Source organism: Pseudoalteromonas sp. SR43-5 (assembly GCF_014163835.1).
In the GTDB taxonomy this organism is placed as follows: Bacteria; Pseudomonadota; Gammaproteobacteria; order Enterobacterales; family Alteromonadaceae; genus Pseudoalteromonas; species Pseudoalteromonas distincta.
On the sequence record NZ_JACJEA010000002.1, the window covers coordinates 171539 to 191921 of the forward strand.

A 20383-nucleotide genomic window follows, 5' to 3' on the forward strand; every position below is an offset into this window, starting at 1 on the left:
ATTTAAAAAATTCATACCTTGTTAATTTAACCATTTAATTTAATTTTTTGACTACTTTTTAGTTAATAAATAAAAGGGTTTAAATGTATTAATACCGTCACACTAAATACATTTAGCGTTTATAAAAACGTCATATCTACCCGCTAAAGTGCACACCACTATAAATAATTCAAAAAGTGCAGTATGACCCTTTCATCACGTCGAAATTTCTTAAAAACCTCAGCAGCAAGCATATTTACCGTCGCAGTATCGAGTGCCATTACAGGTTGTGCTCAAATATTAACAAACAAACCACTATCGGCTATTGAATTTAAACACGGTGTAGCGAGTGGCGATCCGCTCAGTAATGCTTTAATAATTTGGACACGTGCAACTACTTCTCAATCAAATTTTGAAGTTACTGTTGCTTGGGAACTGGCAAGTGACTCTCAATTTAAAAACATCATCCGCAGCGGGCGCGAACAAACAGATAAAAGCAGAGACTTTACAATAAAAATAGATGTGCAAGAACTTGCTCCAAACACAGAGTACTTTTATCGGTTTATGGGTTTAAATACACAAAGCCCAATTGGCCGTGCTAAAACACTACCAATAAATAACATTGAACAAGTAAAAATGGCTGTTGTGTCGTGCTCAAACTATCCTGCTGGGTACTTTAATGCCTACACCGATGCCGCTAAACAAAAAGATTTAGATGTGGTACTGCATTTGGGAGATTACATTTACGAATACCCAATGGGCGGATACGCTACCGAAAATGCTGAAAAAATTGGCCGCCAATTAGCAGCCGATAACAGTGGTGAAATTATTACCCTTAGCGACTATCGTAAGCGCTATGCTATTTACAGAACAGACCAAGGCCTTCAAGCTCTTCACGCTGCAGCGCCTTTTATTGCAATATGGGATGATCACGAAGTTACCAACGATACCTATAAAAGTGGTGCTGAAAATCATACCCCTGATGAAGGTGACTTTTTTAAGCGCCGTGCAGCAGCTATTCAAGCCTATTACGAATGGCTGCCAATTAGACCGCCTATGGGCGAACAAAGCCCGCAAATATACCGCACCTTCGATTTTGGTAATTTAATAAGCTTGCACATGCTAGATACGCGCGTAATAGCACGCGATAAACAACTCGCTTACAGCGACTATAAAAACCTAGAGACCAAACAAATGGATGTTGCGCGCTTTGCCAGTGATTTAAATAATCCAAGTAGGCAGTTACTAGGTAACACACAACTAAACTGGCTCACGAGTGCAATAACTAAATCAAATGCAAAATGGCAAGTATTGGGCCAGCAAGTATTGATGACTAAAATGTGGCTACCTACTGAAATATTCTCGCAATCCGATCGCACTAAAATACCGCAGGTGTTAAAAGAGCTTGTTACCATTAAAAAAGCCGTGTTAGCTAATAAAGCGGTAACACCCGAGCAACTCGCACGTGTAAATACTTTAATGCCTTACAATTTAGATGCGTGGGATGGTTATCCAAGCGAGCGCGAAGCATTATACAAAAGCGTTACCGCATTAAATAAAAAGTTAGTCGTGGTTGCAGGTGATACGCACAATGCGTGGCATGGCACATTAAAAAATGCAAAAGGCGAAAGCGTAGGAGTAGAATTTGCAACGCCTGGTGTTACATCCCCGGGTATGGAGCATTATTTAGCGCTTAATACAGCACAAGCAAAGCAAATGGCTGACTCGCTTTCATTGTTAATAAACGACTTAAACTATTGTGACTTATTACACCGTGGATATATGTTAGTGACTATTACTAAAGAGCAAATCACAACCGATTGGCGCTATATAGATAACATAAACTCCCCTAGCTACAACATCATTAATCAACACCAAAGTGTTTATAAAGGCTAATACTTTTAAAAAGAAGGTAAATGTATTATTTACCTTCTTCGCATATTTTATTTAACGCGTTTAACTACAGCTATAGATAAGCGTCCACGAAGCATCACTTCCTGGAATGCTGTTTGTATACCAATTTGCGCTGTATGCATTACCTTGATATTGCATTTTATCGTCGGTGTTATTGTGAGTAAACGGACCACCTGAGTAATCTTTGTTCACCCAATTAGGGTATGTATTAATGCCATTACAATCGGTTGAACTTACAACACTGCATCCATTTGTATCTACACTTGTACCAACGGGTGTATCTGGGCACTGATCAATATCATCATTCACACCATCGTTATCCACATCGCTTTGTGGTTCAACTACTTCAACAACACAGCCTACATTATTAACAGTTTCATCTGCAGGTGTATTAGGGCATTGATCAACACTATCGCTGTCAGTTACTGCACAACCAATACTATCAACCGTTGTACCTGCGGGAGTGTTATCGCACTGATCGTTACTATCACTTATACCATCGCAATCAGAGTCTAAAGCAACCGTACTACCACCCCAACCTTGAATGATCTCTTTAACTTTAGTGCCTGACGCGGTTAGTGAATTCCAACTACCGCCTGGAGTAAATAACGAAGCACCTTCGTTTTTATCGTTTAAAGCCCAGTTAGCGTGGCTAATATTGTTTGTTTTAAAAAATGCCATCCATGCATCAGTTTCATTAATATTAACACCCCCATTGCCATCAGCATTAACTGTTCCCCACTCTGTAGCAAATAGTGCAATGCCGTTATCGAGTGTTGTTTGTGCTTTATTTGGATACGATTGACCATGCGTGCCAGCATAAAAATGTAGAGTGTAAGCAATATTGGCGCGATCAATTGGGTTTTGTGATGCCACATCAACATCTTGCGACCACGTAGGTGTACCAACCACAATTAAGTTATCAGGGTCGATTGCTCTAATTTTATCAATAACTGTTTCTGCGTAAGGCTTAATATCGTTAACCCACGAAATTTGTAACGGCTCGTTATAAATTTCATAAATAACATTGTCGTACTGCCCATATTTAGTAGCTACCTCTTCAAAAAAGCGAACTGCAGTTGCTTGATAGGTATGTGCTTCATGGCTATGAAAATCAATAATAACGTACATATCTTCGCTAATAGCTGCGTTTACAACAGTATCAAGACGGCTCATATTGCCCTGCCAATCAAAGTTCAAACTACCACCAGTACTCGTACCATGCCCAATAGCTGCACGAATTAATGTTGCATTAAATTCAGTTTTTGCCTTTGCTACTGTTTGTGCTGTATAGAACTTTTCAGCGCCCCACCCCGTATTACTCCAAAATCGGCTAGGTCCTGCAAAGCTTGTGTTTTCTCCACCTGCAAGAATTTGATTCCCACTCACGTTAACTTCTCAACAGCGGCATTGGCCATGGTTGAGCATCCTAATAATAAAGCTAACGATAAGCTCGCCACTTTAAAATCCTTTCTTTTGTGATTATTTGAACTGTTATTCATCGTATTTCCTTAAATTGAAATTATCAGTCGTCATTGCTTGACGTAATAAATTGATACCAAACCAATACTTAATAGCTAAGCAAAGTTAATTTGGCGAGCAGAAAGTATCATTTATTTATTAACATTAAATGAATAAAAAGGTACAAGGAGAAGGGATTTAATTAACTAAATATCAACAAATGAGCAATTTAACGAGGTTTGAGGATTTTACTAGGTATATACAGGCATTTACACGATGCTTAAATGATGCAGGCAAAAAATCTCCGTTACAAAAAATATATATAAAAATGAAAAGGCGGTAATAATAATTATTACCGCCATTAATAATAGCTAAATATCAGGAATAAATATTAGGGAGGCAATTAATAAGCCAACCAAACCTAGCTCTAATTAATTGGCTTATTTTTTGTGGGAAGTACTTTTCTGCCCAAACGGTATGCATCCATCATGCTCAGCACCCAAATTATAATCATTAAAGGTACATACTTATATTCAGCGAGTTTAGCGCAGGCTTCGGAAGGTTGTTGCGCGGCTTTTAAAATGGCCGTAACCGACATGGGGATTTTACCGTGTACAATTTCATTTGCAGTACACTGTGCAATCGCAAATATATCTTGAAAGGTTAAAATTAAAAAAACAGTAAATACACCCGCAAAAATAGCGCCTATTAGGTGTTTTTTTAAAGAAAAATGCCCCGCTCCAGGATAAACAATGGCGGTAAGTAAAGCAGCTTTTAGATCTTGTTTCATGGTTATTTCAGCTCGTAATATGTATTACACTAGACACCAATATAGTGAATTAATTCTCTTTAAAATCAAGTAAAAGCTAAAGTAGCGTATCAAATAAAGTTATTTAGAATTACTCACAGCTAAGATTGAAACTTTCAGCGTACAGTTGTACATTGAAATTAATTCCAATAGTGGTAGGAACAGTTATGTCGTTAGAAGCGCCTTATTCCCGTAAAGAAGAGAAATTAAACGTAATCAGCCATGCACTCGGTATTATATTTGCCGCATTTGTTATGTGGGATTTATTTAGCCAAGCCACCAGCACTAAAGCGTATATTAGTACTGCAATTTATGGCAGCAGCCTATTTGTGCTGTTTTTGTCATCCACTTTGTACCACGCCAGTATTCAACCGCGCTTAAGAGCCTTTTATAAAAAGTGCGATCACTGCGCCATATACTTATTAATTGCCGGCACCTACACTCCCTTTTTATTAATCTCATTATCCGGTGCTTGGTCATGGGCCACACTTACATTTATTTGGGCGGTGGCACTGGCGGGCGTGGCGTACAAAGTATTTGTAAAAAACGGTAATAAAAAAATATCACTCGCCACCTACTTACTCATGGGCTGGTTTGCACTGGCTATTGTATATCCGCTTTATTCAAGTGTTGATGTAAAAGCACTTTACTGGCTACTTGCCGGCGGTATTTTTTATAGTTTAGGTACATTATTTTACAGCGCTAAAAGCACCCAATTTAGCCACGCTATCTGGCACTTATTTGTTATTGCTGGGTGTGTTTGCCATTATATTTCAATTAGTAATTATGTTTATTAGGCAGGTAAAGCCAATTAGAATGGTCTGGTTTGAGCGAGAAGCAGACGGTCGATCAGACTCATTTTTGGACAAAAGCTCGTCAGAGTAAATAACCTAGAACCCCGCTTTCAGATAACTTCTCGTATCTCAAAACGTCAAAGACCACCGTTGTCAGCGGTGGTCGGTTTGCGCGGAACTGGACAGTTTCGAGCATGGTCGATTTTGGGAGTGAATTATTTTTTGCTGCAATACTGTATATTAATCCACGAAACACCATCACGAAACGATTTGTGCCACTTTCTTCCTGAGCAGTTCCCGAAAAGCAATAACAGCGGGGCTAACCTGCTCTCTGCTTGGACAGATTAGATTTAACTCAACAGGTGGTGATTCAAAGCCTGGTAAAAGCCGTACAAGTTGCCCACTCCGAAGTTCTGAATGGACATCTATCTGAGAGCGATACGCTATCCCTTTACCACTAACAGCCCATTTACGAACAATGTCAGTATCATTGCTGACTCGATTGCTATCCACTTTGACTTTGTATGAGCCAGAATGACCAGCGTATTCCCAGTTGTTCAATAAACGACCAGCTCGACGGTGCAATAAGCAATTATGCTCCTTTAAGCTGTTAGGATGCGTTAGCTCACCATGTTTAGATATATAGGATGGAGAGGCGCAGGTGATCCTGCTCACGGTGGCGATATGAAATGAAACCATCGATGAGTCTTCTAGCTTCCCATAACGAAGTGCCATATCAACTTGGTCGAGAAAAAAATCTGAAATTGAATCGCCAACCGTAAGGTCAATCGACAATAAAGGGTGTTCATCCAGTAACTCTTCTACCCAGTGTAAAAGAGTATTGCGCCCTAAGTCAGATGAAACGGACAACCTTAGCTTACCACTCACCTTACCTTGTGTCTGATGTGCAGCTATACGACCTTGCTCCAAACTGGCTAATGCCTGGCGACAATGAAACAGAAATTGTTCGCCTTGAGGTGTGATCCTTAATTGCCTTGTGGTTCTGATAAGTAGCTGTATATCCAACTTTTTTTCCAGTCTTTTAAGCGCAGAGCTGACTGCCGCAGGAGTGACACTCAGTTGTTTTGCGGTTTCCGTTATGCTGCCTGTTTCCACTATTCGTATGAATAGATTGAGATCTGATGTATTCATTATTAAATAATATTTAAAAGTGTTTGAACTATTGCTATCTTTTTAGTTTAGTAAAAATCGGGGACAATGTCTCTACCGTTATTAATTAACACCGTACATAAGTATTGGTGCCCCGAGAGGTAGATATGACCCAGCCATTACACACCGCGAACTTACTTGATTCTCCTTTAGAGCTCCCTTGTGGCGCAGTCATCAAAAACCGTCTAATAAAGTCAGCAATGTCTGACTCACTCGCTGACGGTGAAGGGAACCCTACTGAAGCTCAGTCTCGACTCTATGAACGATGGGCAGAGGGTGGTATTGGGTTATCCGTCATTGGTGAAGTGCAGGTAGATCCCAGGTTCCCTGAAAAACCAGGAAACCTGGTATTAACTAATCAATCCAACCTAAAAGATTTACAAATGTTAACCTCCCGCGCATCGATTAATGATGCCCACATATGGCCTCAGTTAGGTCATGCAGGAGGACTGGCTTACAAACTACTTAGCCAGCCCAAAGGTCCATCACCTCTTAAGATAAGTGAATTTGAATGTGCAGGTATGTCAGAGGAAGAAGTATCTTTATTGCCAGATGTGTATGCCAGAGCTGCGAAGATTGCTAAAAAAACAGGGTTCACAGGTGTTCAGATACATGCAGGTCATGGTTTTCTGCTTAGCCAATTTCTGTCTCCGCTATTCAATCACCGCAAAGACCAATATGGCGGTTCAATACAAGCACGTAGCAGAATCGTTATAGAGATAATAGAGAAAGTCCGAGATGCGGTGGGGGGGACTTTTCCTATTGGCATCAAGATGAACTCTTCTGATCAACTAGAAGGAGGATTATCTCAAGACGACGCTCTAGAAGTTATTCGCATCCTTAATAAAACGTCTATCGACTTGATTGAGATAAGCGGCGGTTCTTATTTTCCTGGAGCAAAATCCAGCTCTGACAGTGCTTCAAGCGGCCCGTACTTCATTGACTTTGCAATAAAGGCTAAAAGCTTAACAAGTATTCCTTTAGTAGTGACTGGCGGTTTTAAAAAACGGGAGCAGGTAATAGATGCCTTATCTATAAATGCAGCGGACTCCATTGGTCTTGGACGAGCATTGATACTCAGACCCGATTTGCCAAATGAATGGATAGATGGAGAAGGTGTTACTCCTCGCTTTCCAAAGTTTAAGTCACCACCTCAGGGGGGAATTACAGCCTGGTACACAATGCTTCTCACGGCGATAGCTAATGACAACGAAAGAGAGTTCAACTTAGAACTATTACCAGCGATTCAGGCCTATGAAAATCGTGACAAAGCGCGTGTTATGAGATGGCAGGCTAAGTATCAATTATAACCCAACACCTACACACCAAAAAACGCATCGTTATGCGTTTTTTGGGATCGCAATATCTGAAGTGCAATTTGCGTATCTATGGGAGATTCCGAGCACAGCCCCTCAATCGCCACCCATGAGGAAAAGTACTTCGATGTCAGTGGCTCGATCTGCCACCGAGTAATCAAACTAACGCAGAAAGGGGCAGAAACGAGTTATACCGGAATGGCTGCAATTGGCACTGAGCCGAACTTTGGCACAGAGCCATGAGTAGCCACTCAAAACTGTAATGTAAGAAATCAAGATTCTTCCTTTTTTAATTGATTTATCTTCAACCTAGCCTCTGCGGTGTTCGTAAGACTTACCTGTAAAGTGGTCTTCGCCTCATAAAAAAAACACGGTGCACGCACAGTGATAAAAGATAATAATATTTTGTATTAAACAAACTTACTTGACGTTTTATTGCAATTACCATGAAACCCCAGCTTATTTTTACACTAAAGAAAAGCTAACGTCGAAAAGTACAAAATTTAGTTCGAGTGCCACGCATACTTGCGATAGGTGAAAATTTTATATTTGGCTTCTATAATTTTTCGGGGGGATTAGCATATCACTTAACGACACACTTTAACGTGCTGCTATTTTCTGGCTTAATTATAAGCCCATCAGTGCAGCCATAAACGCACCTTCCCAACTTGATTGGCTAAATGAACGGTGTGTAATATTTTCGGTACTAATATCCAATTTTTACCCGTCATCCGCACTTATATTTTCAACAGTTTAAATATAAACACTTTAAAATAAGTAACATAGCTTAATATTTAAAAAGCACCTCTGTGGCATATCTATTGCTTTTTATAAAGAAGGTGGTGTACGTAAACAGCTAAAAATGTCAATTTTAAAGGGGAGACAAAGTGGGAGCATTACAAGCTAACTATAATATTGCTATTCGTGCTAAATCAGTTAGTCGCTCTTTAGCTTCGACACTTTACAACCACACACGCCTCTTATGTTTTTTACATCACCCAATTCACGCTAAGCAAAGAGAAGTAACAGCATTGCTGTGCTGTCTGAGATTACGCTCTTTGTAATTACATGCAATTAACCGAACTTAAACTTTACGTTGAGGAGACTTTGATATGCCAACTAATCAATTTACTATGCAAGATCCTAGAAGCCAATATCAGATGGGACGTACCGAAAAAGACAGTAATCAACCGGACCCAGGGCTAGATGAAATTTTAAAACCTAAAGCAGATCATGGCGAAGACACCTATGAGGGCCACGACAGGTTAAAAGGCCGTAAAGCTTTGATAACCGGCGGCGACTCTGGGATTGGAAGAGCCGTAGCGATCGCATTTGCAAGAGAAGGTGCGGAAGTTGTTATTAATTACTTACCCAGCGAAGAAACCGATGCGAAAGACACACTCGATATACTAAAAGCCAGCGGTAACAAGGCTTGGGGCATTGCAGGTGACATATCTGATGAAGATTTCTGTAACAGCCTTGTCGCTCAAAGCGTTGAATACTTGGGATCAATTGACATACTAGTTAATAATGCTGGTAAGCAACAATTTGTCGCCGAGTTAGAAGATTTATCTACCGAACAATTTTGCCAAACATATGCAACAAACGTATTTGCTATGTTTTGGATAACAAAGGCCGCAGTAAAGCATATGCCACCCGGGGCAAGTATTATTAACACAACCTCTATCCAATGTTACCAGCCTTCTGCTGGACTTCTTGATTACGCATCAACTAAAGGCGCAATTACTAGCTTTACTAAAAGTTTAGCAAAAATGGTAATAGATAAAGGCATTCGGGTTAATGGTGTTGCTCCAGGGCCAATTTGGACTCCGCTACAACAAAGTGGCGGCCAACCGGCGAAAAAACTTCCCGAATTTGGTGATAACGTGCCACTAGGTAGACCAGGCCAACCTGCCGAGCTAGCCCCAACATATGTATACTTAGCTTCGCAAGAGTCAAGTTACATTACCGCTGAAATAATGGGCGTGACAGGTGGGCAACATCTACCTTAATCATCAACAGATGATTGTTAAACAACATAATAGCGGCGAGTATACGCCGCTTTTATTACCTACTCTTTTTGCATCACATCTAAACAAAATCCACTAAGTATTCGTGAAACTGTGGTTATAAACACCCTAAAAGCCTGAGCTACCCACTGCACTATTTGACTTAGTACGAGGTTAAGTGAGCCTATTTAAGCACGCATAAACAAACTGCTTAAACAACTAGAGCTGATTAAGCAGTCAACTTAGGCTTTATACCTATTTATCAAACTGGTTTTATGCGTCGTCTTTTTTAGCACGTATACCGCGAATGAACTCTTCTAAATAAGGCATAAACTCTAGCACGAGTGATATGAATAGCACTGTTATCAAGTAAGTTATTGGTATTGGTGACTCTTTTAATTGGAGCGTAAATTCAGGTGGAAAGCCCCCTGGAGTAAATAATGCTGTAAATTGCTCCCAGTGCCGCGCAATAATTAATACTAAAGCCAACAGCGGTATCATTTCTAAAAAGCTATGTATATGCTGCTCTATTGGCCCCACTCTACGTTTACTTACCGCGTAAGTTACATCCCACATTGCTGTAAGTTCATGAATAAAAAACAACAAGATACTAATAGCAATAATCAAACTATTAACTTCAAAAATTAAAACAAGAATTAACGGTATACCAACTTCGGCAAACATTAATAGATGAATAAACGACTCTTTTGCACCACTTGTTGTAGAAATATTACTACGTCGATGACAAAACCAATCCGCAATGCCAGCTACAAGCCAAATAGGGATCACAAAGTACATCAAAATAACTAAAGTAGGGTCAGTCATATTTGGTTAGTCCTTAAAATCAAGTTTTTAAAAATTGTCACACTCAAAACTAAATATATACGCTTGGTCATTTCGATAATTAATAACGTACCGATGAGCATAAATCGTGTTCTTCAAACACGTTCTTAGCCACCTTTATTATAGCTTTAAGAATTTTTACTTAGCTGTATATGAGATACCTCTTAAAGCGAACTCTTGAACCACCACGGGTATGCTCATTATTTTCTACGACAGATTGTTACTTCAAGTGGTATGCCAAACTTTTATTTTTAGTGGATTGCATGAAAACGCAGGTATAAGTAGGTGTGGAAGAGTTTTAGACTCACCTCTTTGTATTTTTGATGGCTAGAAAGTAGAAAATATGCCCCTTTTTTGTAACTTTTTCATTTATCGATAATCTAGGTTAGTAAGGAGCTTGTATTGAAGATAAAACTAAATGCTCAAATATCAGGTTATTTATATGTATTGCTAAACTTCATAAATAAAAAAGTGGTCAACATGCTTGGTTTGGTAACAGTCCTTAAATACTATTATTAAGCCATTCCTTGTCTTCTACTGCCATCGGCACTCGCGCATATTCACTTTGTCGTTTTTAAACAATACGCCTTCTGATAATAGCTTTTCACGCTGTTCTTGGTATTTTTCGCTACCTTCAGGGAATGATATTTTACCTTGGCTATTCACCACCCTGTGCCAAGGTATAACTGAGTCGTTTGGCATCACTTTTAATAAGCGCCCCACCAAGCGTGAGTTTTGCGGATAGCCTGCAAGAGCAGCAACTTGCCCATAGCTTGCTACTTTTCCTATTGGTATGCCTGCGATAACAGTATAAATAAGTGTTTCTTTATCAATATCAGCGTTCATTTAAATACGCCTCACTAAGTACTTTAAATTGCTCCCAAATAGTACGCGCTACAGGGCCGTGGTGCATTGCATGCTGCCTAAAGGCTCTAATTTGCGCACTAAACTTATGCTCTCGGTCAGTTATGTGTATTTCTTGAAGTAAGCCAGCTTTTATTTCAGAGTCGCAGTGCTCTAAGCTCATCATTGCCCAACCCGCGCCTGAGAGTAAAAACGATTTTAAAGTCGATACATCATCAATTTTCATCATGGCGGAGCCTTTTGAGTACGATAGCCTGTCGCTGTCGATACTCAAGTCACTTTCAAACATGGCTAAACACGGATACGTTTGCAGTTCGTTATAGGTTAGCTTTTTAGGGAGTACGCCTTTAGCGCTGACAATGCCAATATCGAGCCTGCCTATAGGTACGCTTTCTAAATCGCCTGTCGCATGAAATAAGTCAAACCACGGGCCAATGCCTAATTCGGCTTGCCCACTGTTTACTTGCTCTAATGAGATAAAGCGTTTTCCGCTTGTTAAGCTAAATTCGGTGCTAGTAAACAACCTAAAAGTATTACTTATGATCTCGTTGTAACTTTGCATATGGCACAGTTGTTCGTAACAAATTCTAAATTGAGGCTCATTGCCTAATGCTAATTCTTCAGCAAGTTGTGCCAGCTCGTCGTTGGCATGCAGGAGTTGCTTCGCTTCGCGGTGAAAAATTCGCCCTTTTTCAGTAAGCTGTAATCGGTACTTACTTCTGTCTAGTAACTCAAATCCTATTTTGGCTTCTAAGTTTTTAATGGCGAGTGTAAGCGCTGGCTGCGTTTTATGTAGCTTTAGTGCTGCTCCGCTTAAGCTTGCGCTTTGTACTATGGCATCTAAAATTATTAATTGATTCAGCTTCATATACCGCCCTGCAACATCATAAGTAAAACTTATTGAGTTTCTAAAATTTAATGATTTTTATTTTATATGTTTGCAGCGTATGCTGCACTTAATTATTTTGCCATCATTGCAACGGAGAAGACATGAAACTCTTTCGTCTATGTTTATTAACAACGACCTTACTTAGCTTAATAGCCTGTTCTGAGCCAGAACAACAAGTTAAAGAAGAGCCTATTCGCCCTGTTAAATTATTCAACATAGGTCATGATACGCAAACTAACATTCGCAGCTTTCCTGCTGAGGTTGTTGCAAACCAAGGCTCTTACCTAGCTTTTAGGGTAAACGGCGAACTTGTTAAGTTCCCTGTGCTTGCTGGTGAACACGTTGAAAAAGGTGATTTATTAGCAAAACTAGACCCAGAAGATTTTCAGTTACAGTTTGACGAACGTAAAGCACGCTTTGAGCTGGCAAAGTCACAACTTGGCCGTATTGAGCAATTGTTTGAGAAAAAAATCACCAGCCAATCAGAATTAGATGAAGCCACTGCTAATATGCAAATTGCCGAATCTGCATTTAAAATTGCACAAACAAACCTTGAGTACAGCGAGCTGCGCGCGCCATTTTCAGGCACGGTCGCAAAAGTATTTGTTAAAAACTTTGAAAATATTCAAGCAAAACAAAATATATTACGCTTAGAAACACGCGATTTAATGGATGTAGAAATCCAAGTTCCTGAAAAAATAGTCGCTCGTTTTCAAAAAGGCACTGATTACCACCCTACTGTAAAATTCGATGGCTTTGACGATAAAGAATACACACTTGATATTAAAGAGTGGGATACCCAAGCAGACCCTGCAACACTTACCTATAAAGTTGTGTTTTCGCTACCAGTACCTGAGGACTTTAATTTACTAGCGGGTATGACGGGCAGTGTATTTATTGATTTAAGTAAAGTAACGCGCTCGCAAGTGTCTTACACAATACTGCCAATCGAATCAGTGTTTTCTGAACCTCAAGAGTCTATTAAAGATAATGCCTACGTGTGGCTTTTTGATTCAAAAACTAGCCAAGTACATAAACAAGCAGTAAAAATTGGCCAGCTACACCGCGATGGTATTGAGGTGTTAAGTGGTATTAAAGAAGGCCAAATTGTTGTTTCTGCCGGTGTGCATTCACTAAAAGAAGGCATGAAAGTAAGAGCATGGAATAAAGAGCGAGGCTTATAATTATGAGCTTTGCACAACTCTCCATAGAGAAAAAAGTAATCAGTTGGATGTTTACGCTGCTGCTATTAATTGGCGGTACCGTGTCGTATTTTGACTTAGGGCAATTAGAAGACCCTGAGTTTACGCTTAAAAAAGCCATGGTTATTACCATGTACCCTGGCGCATCGCCGCAACAAGTAGAAGAAGAAGTAACTTTTCCTCTGGAAAACGCGATTCAGCAATTACCTTATGTTGATTACGTTACTTCTATTTCATCTAACGGCAAGTCGCAAATTTCGGTAGAGATGAAAAGCACTTATCGAAAAGAGCAACTTCGCCAAATTTGGGATGAAATGCGTCGTAAAATTAACGACCTCTCCCCTTCGCTGCCCAGCGGCGTTTACCCAAGCACTATTTTAGATGACTTTGCCGATGTTTACGGTGTTATGTATTCGGTAACCGGTGATGGCTACTCATATGACGAGCTTAAAGACTACGTAGACTTTTTAAAGCGCGAGCTAGTCTTGGTTAAAGGCGTAAGTAAAGTAACGGTTGCAGGTGAGCAACAACCGCAAGTAATGGTTGAAGTCTCAACGCGTAAATTAGCTCAATTAGGTATTGCACCAAGTCATATATTTCAGTTACTGCAATCGCAAAATACGGTTTCTAATGCGGGTAAAATTCGCGTGGGCGATGAGTCAATTCGCTTGCACCCTACTGGCGAATTTAAAGATGTAAAAGAGCTCGAAACGCTATTAATTTCAAAACCTGGTGCAAGTGAGCTTATTTATTTAGGCGATGTTGCAAAGGTTTACAGAGAGTACGCAGAAGTACCTAACAATGTTATTCGTTATAATTCTCAGCAAGCTTTGCTTATTGGCGTGTCGTTTATGTCGGGAGTTAACGTAGTTGATGTGGGTAAACACATTGACGATCACTTAGCCTCACTTGAGTATCAACGCCCTCATGGTATTGACATAAATTCGGTATACAACCAACCACAAGAGGTTCAAAAGTCGGTTGATGGTTTTATTATCAGCTTACTTGAAGCCATTGCGATAGTTATTGTAGTACTGCTGTTATTTATGGGTTTAAAAAGCGGTATTTTAATTGGTGGTATTTTACTGCTTACTGTACTGGGTACGTTTATATTTATGAAGTTGTTTGCCATCGATTTACAGCGTATATCACTTGGAGCACTTATTATTGCTCTTGGGATGCTGGTTGATAACGCAATAGTTGTAACCGAAGGGATACTAATCAACCTTAAACGTGGGCAAACAAAACTCAAAGCGGCGGTTAATATTGTTGAGCAAACAAAATGGCCCTTACTAGGTGCAACAGTTATTGCAGTCACTGCATTTGCGCCAATTGGTTTAAGCTCTGATGCCAGTGGTGAATTTGCCGGTAGCTTGTTTTGGGTGTTGTTTATTTCGCTTTTATTAAGCTGGATAACAGCCATAACGCTAACGCCATTTTTTGCCAATTTAATGTTTAAAGAAAACGAATTTAAAAACGAAGAAGGCCAAGAAGATGGAGACCCATACAAAGGTTTTATTTTTAACGGTTACAAAGCGATTTTAGATTTAGCGCTGCACTTTAGAAAAACCACGCTTATATTAATGGTTGTTTTACTGTGTACAGCGGTTGTTGGTTTTGGCTCAGTAAAACAGTCGTTTTTTCCTGCCTCTAATACACCTATGTTTTATGTAGATTACTGGCAAGAGCAAGGATCTGATATTCGCTCAACCCTAGAGGGCGTTAAAAAACTTGAAGAGTTTTTACAAAAAGAAGACCTTGTTGAAGAAGTAACAAGTACAACAGGCCAAGGTGCACCGCGCTTTATGCTTACCTACGCGCCAGAAAAATCATACCCCGCGTACGGCCAATTAATTATTCGTGTTGCCGACAGAGAAGCCGTAGCGACTGTAATGCAAACTGTACGTGATTACTCAAATAATCATGCACTCTCTGCACAGCTTAAAATTAAACCGATGGAAATTGGCCCTTCTACTGATGCAAAAATAGAAGCGCGTTTTTCGGGCCCTGATCCTGTTGTTTTAAGACAACTAGCCGCTAAAGCCGAAGAGCTGATTGGTGAAGACGAAGGTGCATATAATATTCGTGATGACTGGCGCGCACGTACCAAAATGATTCGCCCGCAGTTTAACGAGCAAAAAGCACGTCGATTAGGTATTAGTAAATCAGACTTAGATAATGTGTTGCTAACGAGCTTATCGGGTAAACAAGTGGGCGTATATCGCGATGGCACGCAGTTGCTGCCTATTATTGCTCGCTCTCCTGCTAACGAGCGCTTAAACGTAGAAAGCGTACACGACCTTCAAATATACAGCCCAGTTCTTGGTGTATTTATACCAGTGACTCAAGTTGTAGACGAATTTGATGTGCAGTGGGAAGACAGCCTAATAATGCGCCGCGATCGCAAACGAACTATTACAGTAATGGCCGATCACAATGTATTAGGGGACGAAACACCCGCTAAATTATTTGCACGTATTCGCGGCCCAATAGAGAACATGGAACTACCACGTGGTTACCAACTAGAATGGGGCGGTGAGTTTGAGTCATCAAGCAAAGCGCAAAAAGCAATATTTGGCTCATTACCACTGGGCTATTTAGCTATGTTTGCAGTAACCGTACTACTTTTCAACTCGCTCAAACAGCCACTTGTTATTTGGGCAACTGTGCCTTTGGCTATTATTGGTGTAAGTGCGGGATTGTTAGCGATGAATGCTCCGTTTAGCTTTATGGGGCTACTTGGTTTGTTAAGCTTAAGCGGTATGCTAATTAAAAACGGTATTGTATTAGTTGATCAAATAAACCTTGAATTAAGGGAAGGTAAATCGCCCTATGAAGCCGTGTTTGACTCTGGTGTGAGCCGTGTACGACCAGTTGCAATGGCAGCTATAACTACTATTTTGGGTATGATCCCGCTGTTATTTGACGTGTTTTTTCAATCAATGGCGGTAACAATTATGTTTGGTTTGGGCTTTGCTACAATTTTGACTCTAATTGTAGTGCCGGTACTGTACACCGTGATATTTAGAATTGATTACGAGCCACGTAAGTAGTTAAACATATAATTGGTTAACATTAAAAAATGCCACAGGCTCAAAATCCTGTGGCATTTTTATTTAATACCGATAAAAAAAGAAAGGCTACATATTTAGTTGTTAAGAAACTAACCGCAACACTTTTTATATTTTTTGCCACTACCACATACACAAGGTGCGTTACGCTCTGGTACTTTATCAAATACTTGTGGTGTTGATTTACTAAGCGCAAAGTCTAGTTCGCGAATATCTTCTGGTACGTCTGCTTTAACTTCAATTGAAGCAAACAGCGAATGCTCTTCTAATATGGCTTCTATTTCTGATTGTCGTTCAGCTGAGTTTACAATTAGCGTTAACGGGTGTAACTCTGTGCCTGGCTTTGCGGTACGATTTGGCGCAAATCCATTACTGTTATTTTTACCCATTATGTCGGGCTTACCCATAAAGAAAAATTTTGACATGTTACTTCTATAACCTTTCTACATTATTAAGACGGCGCATCTTAACAGCTTACCCAACATATAACTAAGGTGTACTTGCTAATGCACAATATAAATCAGGCTTTAGCGTATATACGCCTAATATAGCGACATAATGAGGCCATTTAATGGATTTAGGCAAAATTTAAATTCGAAATATAGTAAAATTATCATGACTCAACTTAGTGCCGTTTTAGTATCTAACTCAATATTATGGAAAAACCTTGGAAAATTTTAAAACCGCGATACTAATAGCGGGCAGCCTTTTTATACTTTTTGGTTATCTACGCTTTATAACTGACGATAATGGTAACGTGAACTTAAACAACTACCGTTTTACAGGGGGCATACTACTGGTTATTTCCGGTATGTTTGATGGCACACGCGATCTAGGGCGTGTTGATCTTTGTGGATTGAAATTTGTTCAATCTAGGGGCGATTTAATCGCGGCGCGAGGTTTGTAACCTAGTGGGCTAAGTAAAAACTGAGCAACAAAGAGTTAATCGTCCCTAGAAAGAACCCAAAGGGCAGCGCATGTTTGGTCTTTATGCTGCGTTATCGCCAATTTATGGGGAATAACCACACTACATAGGCTCCGCCTTGCCTAAAAATCAAACACGCTGCTGCAAAATCAATCACGAAAGGTCAACACGCCCTAATTAAGCGCCTGCGCTCTAAAAACTCGTTATCGGCGATTGCTGTTTATTTAGGTATACTCTTATTTTATATTGGCTTTAGCATTTAATAGCGAAATATTAAGCGCTAATTTGGGCTTTATACAAGCAACATTTTATAAATGAATACCCTTTGACCTTTAAGCAACTCTTCAACAGCGCCATATTACTCTTAGTAACAGCACCTCCGCTGGTTTTACTTGCATGGGATGAACAAGCCGACCCCGCTTTTATCCCCAACAGTATATATAACACCTTAACATTTACGTTATTTCCAATAACGGCGATAGTGTTGTCGGTTGTTTTATTAAGGCACCTATATAAAAAATACAATAATAACTTTGAATTTAAACATACAGTTAAAAATTATATTGCTGAGCATGGGAAGTTCCGCAGCGCATTTATACCACTGTTTTTGCCTATTTTAATTTACTTATGGTTATGGACGTCAGTTTGTATTTCTGTGAAATTATGGGCCAATAAATACAGCAATAATATATGGCAGCAAGAGCATCAATTACTCGAGGTAGGTAGTTGCCCAAATGATTATGAGTACAGTTGTGCAACGCTAACTGTGCTTAGTTTACAGAACTACAGAAAATACACTTTTAGATGGTATTTAGATAAGAATAAATTGGTGACTTTACAAAATAACAATATAAATTTAGTGGGCGTTACAAGCCCACTTGGTAATATAGTACAAGAAATACAGTGGTAGCAGAATACCACTTAGGTGCAGATTATTTTTTTAAGCTAAGGGTACGCCCCGAGCTAGGTTTTGACTGTGACGACTTGTTCTCTTTAATACTTTTTGGCTTACCAACATACGTGGTAGAACGCTTTTGATAAGGTGCTTTACTGCGCTCATTTTTGCGCTCGCCATTAGCATTACTGCGATCAGAGTTGCGACTTGAATTTCGCTCAGTACTACGCTCGCCACTTTGTTCGCCTTTATTAAAACGGCGAGGATTTTCACCCTGAAAATCACGCTTTTTAGGAATCGACGGCGTATTATTTTCTGATTGTTTATTAGCATCAAGCGAATGTTCTTGAGTTTTACCTGAGTCAGAAATCGAGTCGTTTATTTGCGCCATTTCAGTATCAGATAAATGACGCCACTGCCCTACCTTTAAACCTTTTAGTGTTACGTTCATTATACGAGTGCGCTTTAACGTCACCACTTCGTAACCTAAATATTCACACATACGGCGTATTTGGCGGTTTAAACCTTGTGTAAGTACTATTTTAAATTCTTTAGGGGCAGTTTGTGTCACTTTACACTTTTTAGTCACGGTATCTAAAATAGGCACGCCATTGGCCATTTTTGTAACAAACTGACGATTAAGCGGTTTATCAACCGTAACAACATATTCTTTTTCGTGGTTATTACCCGCACGCAAAATTTTATTAACGATGTCGCCTTCGTTAGTTAAAAATATAAGCCCTTCAGAAGGTCTATCTAAACGCCCTATTGGAAATATACGCGTAGGATAATTTACCGCGCGAATTATATTACTTTGAATTTTACTTTCGGTAGTACACGTAATACCAACTGGTTTATTGTAAGCGATATAAACGCGCTTTGGTGTGGCTTTAAGTGGCTTGCCATCAACCAATACAACATCGGTAGCAGCAACTTTTACGCCCATTTCAGGCGAGTAGCCATTAACGCTGACACGACCTTGCTCAATATATTTATCGGCTTCGCGGCGTGAACAAAATCCTGTTTCACTAATAAATTTATTTAAACGTTTTAATTCGGTCATGGCACTTATAGCGTAGTAATTTTTAAGGCGAGTAGTGTAAACCACCCACACTATTTTTTCGCCCCTAATTTAAAATTTATAGGTGTTTAAGCATTAATTTTTGCTTTCGTTAATTTACGCCATACAAATTCAAGCGGGCCTTGGTTAAAATAGCGGCTGTATATAAAGGTAAATATGAGCTGCAGTGCAACTAATGCCGTTGCAACTAACCAGTAGTCAATACGATCAAAATTGAGCACCCAGTGCGTAAATAGCACTTTATATAACAACAGTTGTATGAGTGTTTGGCTAATATATAAAGTAAATGCTAAGCGCCCCGCTTGTTGAATAAGCGTGCCAACGTGTGCGCTGTTATTGCAAAATTTAACAATTAAATGAATATACAGCGTAGCCATACCTAGCGCCGCAAAAATATTTACAAATTCTTGCACCCCATATCCTAAGCTGCCATTAAGCTGTGATGCATAAAGCCTGATTCCACAAAAAACAAGGGTCATTGCACCGCAAACTATTAATTGCTGAGTCGTTAAGCCTTTACTAAAAACGTCTTGTTTATATAAATAAATGCCAATGAGCATAAGGCCCACGCACATCCACATTGTCATTATTGGCACCATAACAAGCATTAACGTGTTCATAGCAAGGTTACTAATAAAGTAATCAATATAGTGTGGGTTATATAATTCAATAAACTGTGCTGTATCGCGGTAAATTATTTCATCGGGTACGCTAGACATAACAAGTAAGGTAATCACAGCCGACAACAAGGTAAATGCAAACCCTCTTTTTAAAAGTACGTTGCTATCACTTTCTAAATATTTAATAACAAACCAGCCAGATACACCGTAAACAAATAAAATATCACCGGCCCAAAGTAAAAAACCATGCGCTAAACCAAAGAGGATTAACCAATAGAGCCTGCTTTTTATCTGCACTTCAGACTTGTAACGTTGCCACTGAATATAAAGCCCAGCACCAAAAAGCAAACTAAACAGCGTTCTAAAACGCCCGTCTACAAACACGCTGCTAAGGGTGTGAATAATTGAGTCGCTAACAGGAGGATTAGTTAAGGAGGAATACCCATATTCAAAAATGCCGAAGGCGTAAGCATTCATGTAAACGAGGCCAAGCACGGCAACGCCGCGAATAAAGTCCATATTATAATTGCGCATTAAAGCTA

The 20383-nt window shown here is 39.6% G+C and carries 16 protein-coding genes and 1 pseudogene; 8 read left to right on the forward strand and 9 right to left on the reverse strand.

The annotated features are described in order from the left end of the window. Positions 1 to 183: 183 nt before the first annotated feature. Positions 184 to 1875, forward strand: coding sequence for an alkaline phosphatase (locus tag H5090_RS02205; RefSeq protein ID WP_182694908.1), 1692 nt, complete (start codon positions 184 to 186; stop codon positions 1873 to 1875). A gap of 60 nt (positions 1876 to 1935) precedes the next feature. On the opposite strand, the pseudogene H5090_RS20990 reads toward H5090_RS02205, so the two are convergent. Beyond that, a pseudogene (locus H5090_RS20990) lies at positions 1936 to 3395 on the reverse strand (cellulase family glycosylhydrolase). A 386-nt stretch (positions 3396 to 3781) separates the two neighbouring features. Continuing rightward, positions 3782 to 4144 carry a hypothetical protein gene (locus H5090_RS02215; RefSeq protein ID WP_182694909.1) on the reverse strand — a complete coding sequence of 121 codons (363 nt, stop codon included), beginning with the start codon at positions 4142 to 4144 and terminating at the stop codon, positions 3782 to 3784. A 185-nt stretch (positions 4145 to 4329) separates the two neighbouring features. Between H5090_RS02215 and H5090_RS02220 the strand changes: the two genes are divergently transcribed. Beyond that, positions 4330 to 4959, forward strand: a complete 630-nt coding sequence (locus H5090_RS02220; RefSeq protein WP_165724300.1) for a hemolysin III family protein — start codon at positions 4330 to 4332, stop codon at positions 4957 to 4959. A gap of 255 nt (positions 4960 to 5214) precedes the next feature. Here the strand turns inward: H5090_RS02220 and H5090_RS02225 are convergent, their stop codons facing one another. Then, positions 5215 to 6108, reverse strand: a complete 894-nt coding sequence (locus H5090_RS02225; RefSeq protein ID WP_182694910.1) for a LysR family transcriptional regulator — start codon at positions 6106 to 6108, stop codon at positions 5215 to 5217. A 125-nt stretch (positions 6109 to 6233) separates the two neighbouring features. Between H5090_RS02225 and H5090_RS02230 the strand changes: the two genes are divergently transcribed. Then, a complete protein-coding gene (locus H5090_RS02230; RefSeq protein ID WP_182694911.1) occupies positions 6234 to 7436 on the forward strand; it encodes an NADH:flavin oxidoreductase/NADH oxidase family protein in 1203 nt (400 codons plus the stop codon). 1118 nt (positions 7437 to 8554) lie between these two features. Then, the gene (locus tag H5090_RS02235) at positions 8555 to 9454 is read left to right on the forward strand and encodes an SDR family oxidoreductase (RefSeq protein ID WP_182694912.1); all 900 of its coding nucleotides are present in this window, start codon (positions 8555 to 8557) and stop codon (positions 9452 to 9454) included. A 270-nt stretch (positions 9455 to 9724) separates the two neighbouring features. Here the strand turns inward: H5090_RS02235 and H5090_RS02240 are convergent, their stop codons facing one another. The 3 genes from H5090_RS02240 to H5090_RS02250 all read right to left on the reverse strand — a co-directional run bounded on the left by H5090_RS02240 (position 9725) and on the right by H5090_RS02250 (position 12026). Continuing rightward, a complete protein-coding gene (locus H5090_RS02240; protein ID WP_182694913.1) occupies positions 9725 to 10276 on the reverse strand; it encodes a diguanylate cyclase in 552 nt (183 codons plus the stop codon). A gap of 552 nt (positions 10277 to 10828) precedes the next feature. Further along, positions 10829 to 11140, reverse strand: coding sequence for an MGMT family protein (locus H5090_RS02245; protein WP_182694914.1), 312 nt, complete (start codon positions 11138 to 11140; stop codon positions 10829 to 10831). Then, positions 11130 to 12026 carry a LysR family transcriptional regulator gene (locus tag H5090_RS02250; RefSeq protein ID WP_182694915.1) on the reverse strand — a complete coding sequence of 299 codons (897 nt, stop codon included), beginning with the start codon at positions 12024 to 12026 and terminating at the stop codon, positions 11130 to 11132. The genes H5090_RS02245 and H5090_RS02250 overlap by 11 nt, the downstream gene beginning before the upstream one ends. A gap of 122 nt (positions 12027 to 12148) precedes the next feature. On the opposite strand from H5090_RS02250, the gene H5090_RS02255 reads away from it, so the two are divergent. After that, positions 12149 to 13231: an efflux RND transporter periplasmic adaptor subunit gene (locus H5090_RS02255; RefSeq protein ID WP_182694916.1), complete on the forward strand. Its 1083-nt coding sequence runs from the start codon at positions 12149 to 12151 to the stop codon at positions 13229 to 13231. 2 nt (positions 13232 to 13233) lie between these two features. Then, positions 13234 to 16302, forward strand: coding sequence for an efflux RND transporter permease subunit (locus H5090_RS02260; protein ID WP_182694917.1), 3069 nt, complete (start codon positions 13234 to 13236; stop codon positions 16300 to 16302). 110 nt (positions 16303 to 16412) lie between these two features. On the opposite strand, the gene H5090_RS02265 is transcribed toward H5090_RS02260, so the two are convergent. Next, a complete protein-coding gene (locus H5090_RS02265) occupies positions 16413 to 16745 on the reverse strand; it encodes a PBPRA1643 family SWIM/SEC-C metal-binding motif protein (protein WP_182694918.1) in 333 nt (110 codons plus the stop codon). Positions 16746 to 16987: 242 nt separating this feature from the next. Between H5090_RS02265 and H5090_RS02270 the strand changes: the two genes are divergently transcribed. Together H5090_RS02270 and H5090_RS02275 are read left to right on the forward strand one after the other, a co-directional pair. Then, positions 16988 to 17227 (forward strand): MetJ regulator of methionine regulon, encoded by a 240-nt coding sequence (locus tag H5090_RS02270; protein WP_259395022.1) that lies wholly within the window; start codon positions 16988 to 16990, stop codon positions 17225 to 17227. Between the two features lie 343 nt (positions 17228 to 17570). Next, a complete protein-coding gene (locus tag H5090_RS02275; protein WP_182694919.1) occupies positions 17571 to 18155 on the forward strand; it encodes a hypothetical protein in 585 nt (194 codons plus the stop codon). Between the two features lie 22 nt (positions 18156 to 18177). On the opposite strand, the gene rluF is transcribed toward H5090_RS02275, so the two are convergent. Both rluF and H5090_RS02285 read right to left on the reverse strand, forming a co-directional pair. Further along, entirely contained in the window at positions 18178 to 19203 is a 1026-nt protein-coding gene (rluF, locus tag H5090_RS02280; RefSeq protein WP_165724052.1) for a 23S rRNA pseudouridine(2604) synthase RluF, read from the reverse strand. 86 nt (positions 19204 to 19289) lie between these two features. After that, positions 19290 to 20360, reverse strand: coding sequence for a DUF418 domain-containing protein (locus tag H5090_RS02285; protein ID WP_182694937.1), 1071 nt, complete (start codon positions 20358 to 20360; stop codon positions 19290 to 19292). Positions 20361 to 20383 lie beyond the last annotated feature (23 nt).

Excerpts from the sequence above, each read along its gene's own strand:
- H5090_RS02205 (WP_182694908.1), top strand. The coding sequence starts at position 184 with ATGACCCTTTCATCACGTCGAAATTTCTTAAAAACCTCAGCAGCAAGC.
- H5090_RS02215 (WP_182694909.1), bottom strand. The coding sequence starts at position 4,144 with ATGAAACAAGATCTAAAAGCTGCTTTACTTACCGCCATTGTTTATCCT.
- H5090_RS02220 (WP_165724300.1), top strand. The coding sequence starts at position 4,330 with ATGTCGTTAGAAGCGCCTTATTCCCGTAAAGAAGAGAAATTAAACGTA.
- H5090_RS02225 (WP_182694910.1), bottom strand. The coding sequence starts at position 6,108 with ATGAATACATCAGATCTCAATCTATTCATACGAATAGTGGAAACAGGC.
- H5090_RS02230 (WP_182694911.1), top strand. The coding sequence starts at position 6,234 with ATGACCCAGCCATTACACACCGCGAACTTACTTGATTCTCCTTTAGAG.
- H5090_RS02235 (WP_182694912.1), top strand. The coding sequence starts at position 8,555 with ATGCCAACTAATCAATTTACTATGCAAGATCCTAGAAGCCAATATCAG.
- H5090_RS02240 (WP_182694913.1), bottom strand. The coding sequence starts at position 10,276 with ATGACTGACCCTACTTTAGTTATTTTGATGTACTTTGTGATCCCTATT.
- H5090_RS02245 (WP_182694914.1), bottom strand. The coding sequence starts at position 11,140 with ATGAACGCTGATATTGATAAAGAAACACTTATTTATACTGTTATCGCA.
- H5090_RS02250 (WP_182694915.1), bottom strand. The coding sequence starts at position 12,026 with ATGAAGCTGAATCAATTAATAATTTTAGATGCCATAGTACAAAGCGCA.
- H5090_RS02255 (WP_182694916.1), top strand. The coding sequence starts at position 12,149 with ATGAAACTCTTTCGTCTATGTTTATTAACAACGACCTTACTTAGCTTA.
- H5090_RS02260 (WP_182694917.1), top strand. The coding sequence starts at position 13,234 with ATGAGCTTTGCACAACTCTCCATAGAGAAAAAAGTAATCAGTTGGATG.
- H5090_RS02265 (WP_182694918.1), bottom strand. The coding sequence starts at position 16,745 with ATGTCAAAATTTTTCTTTATGGGTAAGCCCGACATAATGGGTAAAAAT.
- rluF (WP_165724052.1), bottom strand. The coding sequence starts at position 19,203 with ATGACCGAATTAAAACGTTTAAATAAATTTATTAGTGAAACAGGATTT.
- H5090_RS02285 (WP_182694937.1), bottom strand. The coding sequence starts at position 20,360 with ATGGACTTTATTCGCGGCGTTGCCGTGCTTGGCCTCGTTTACATGAAT.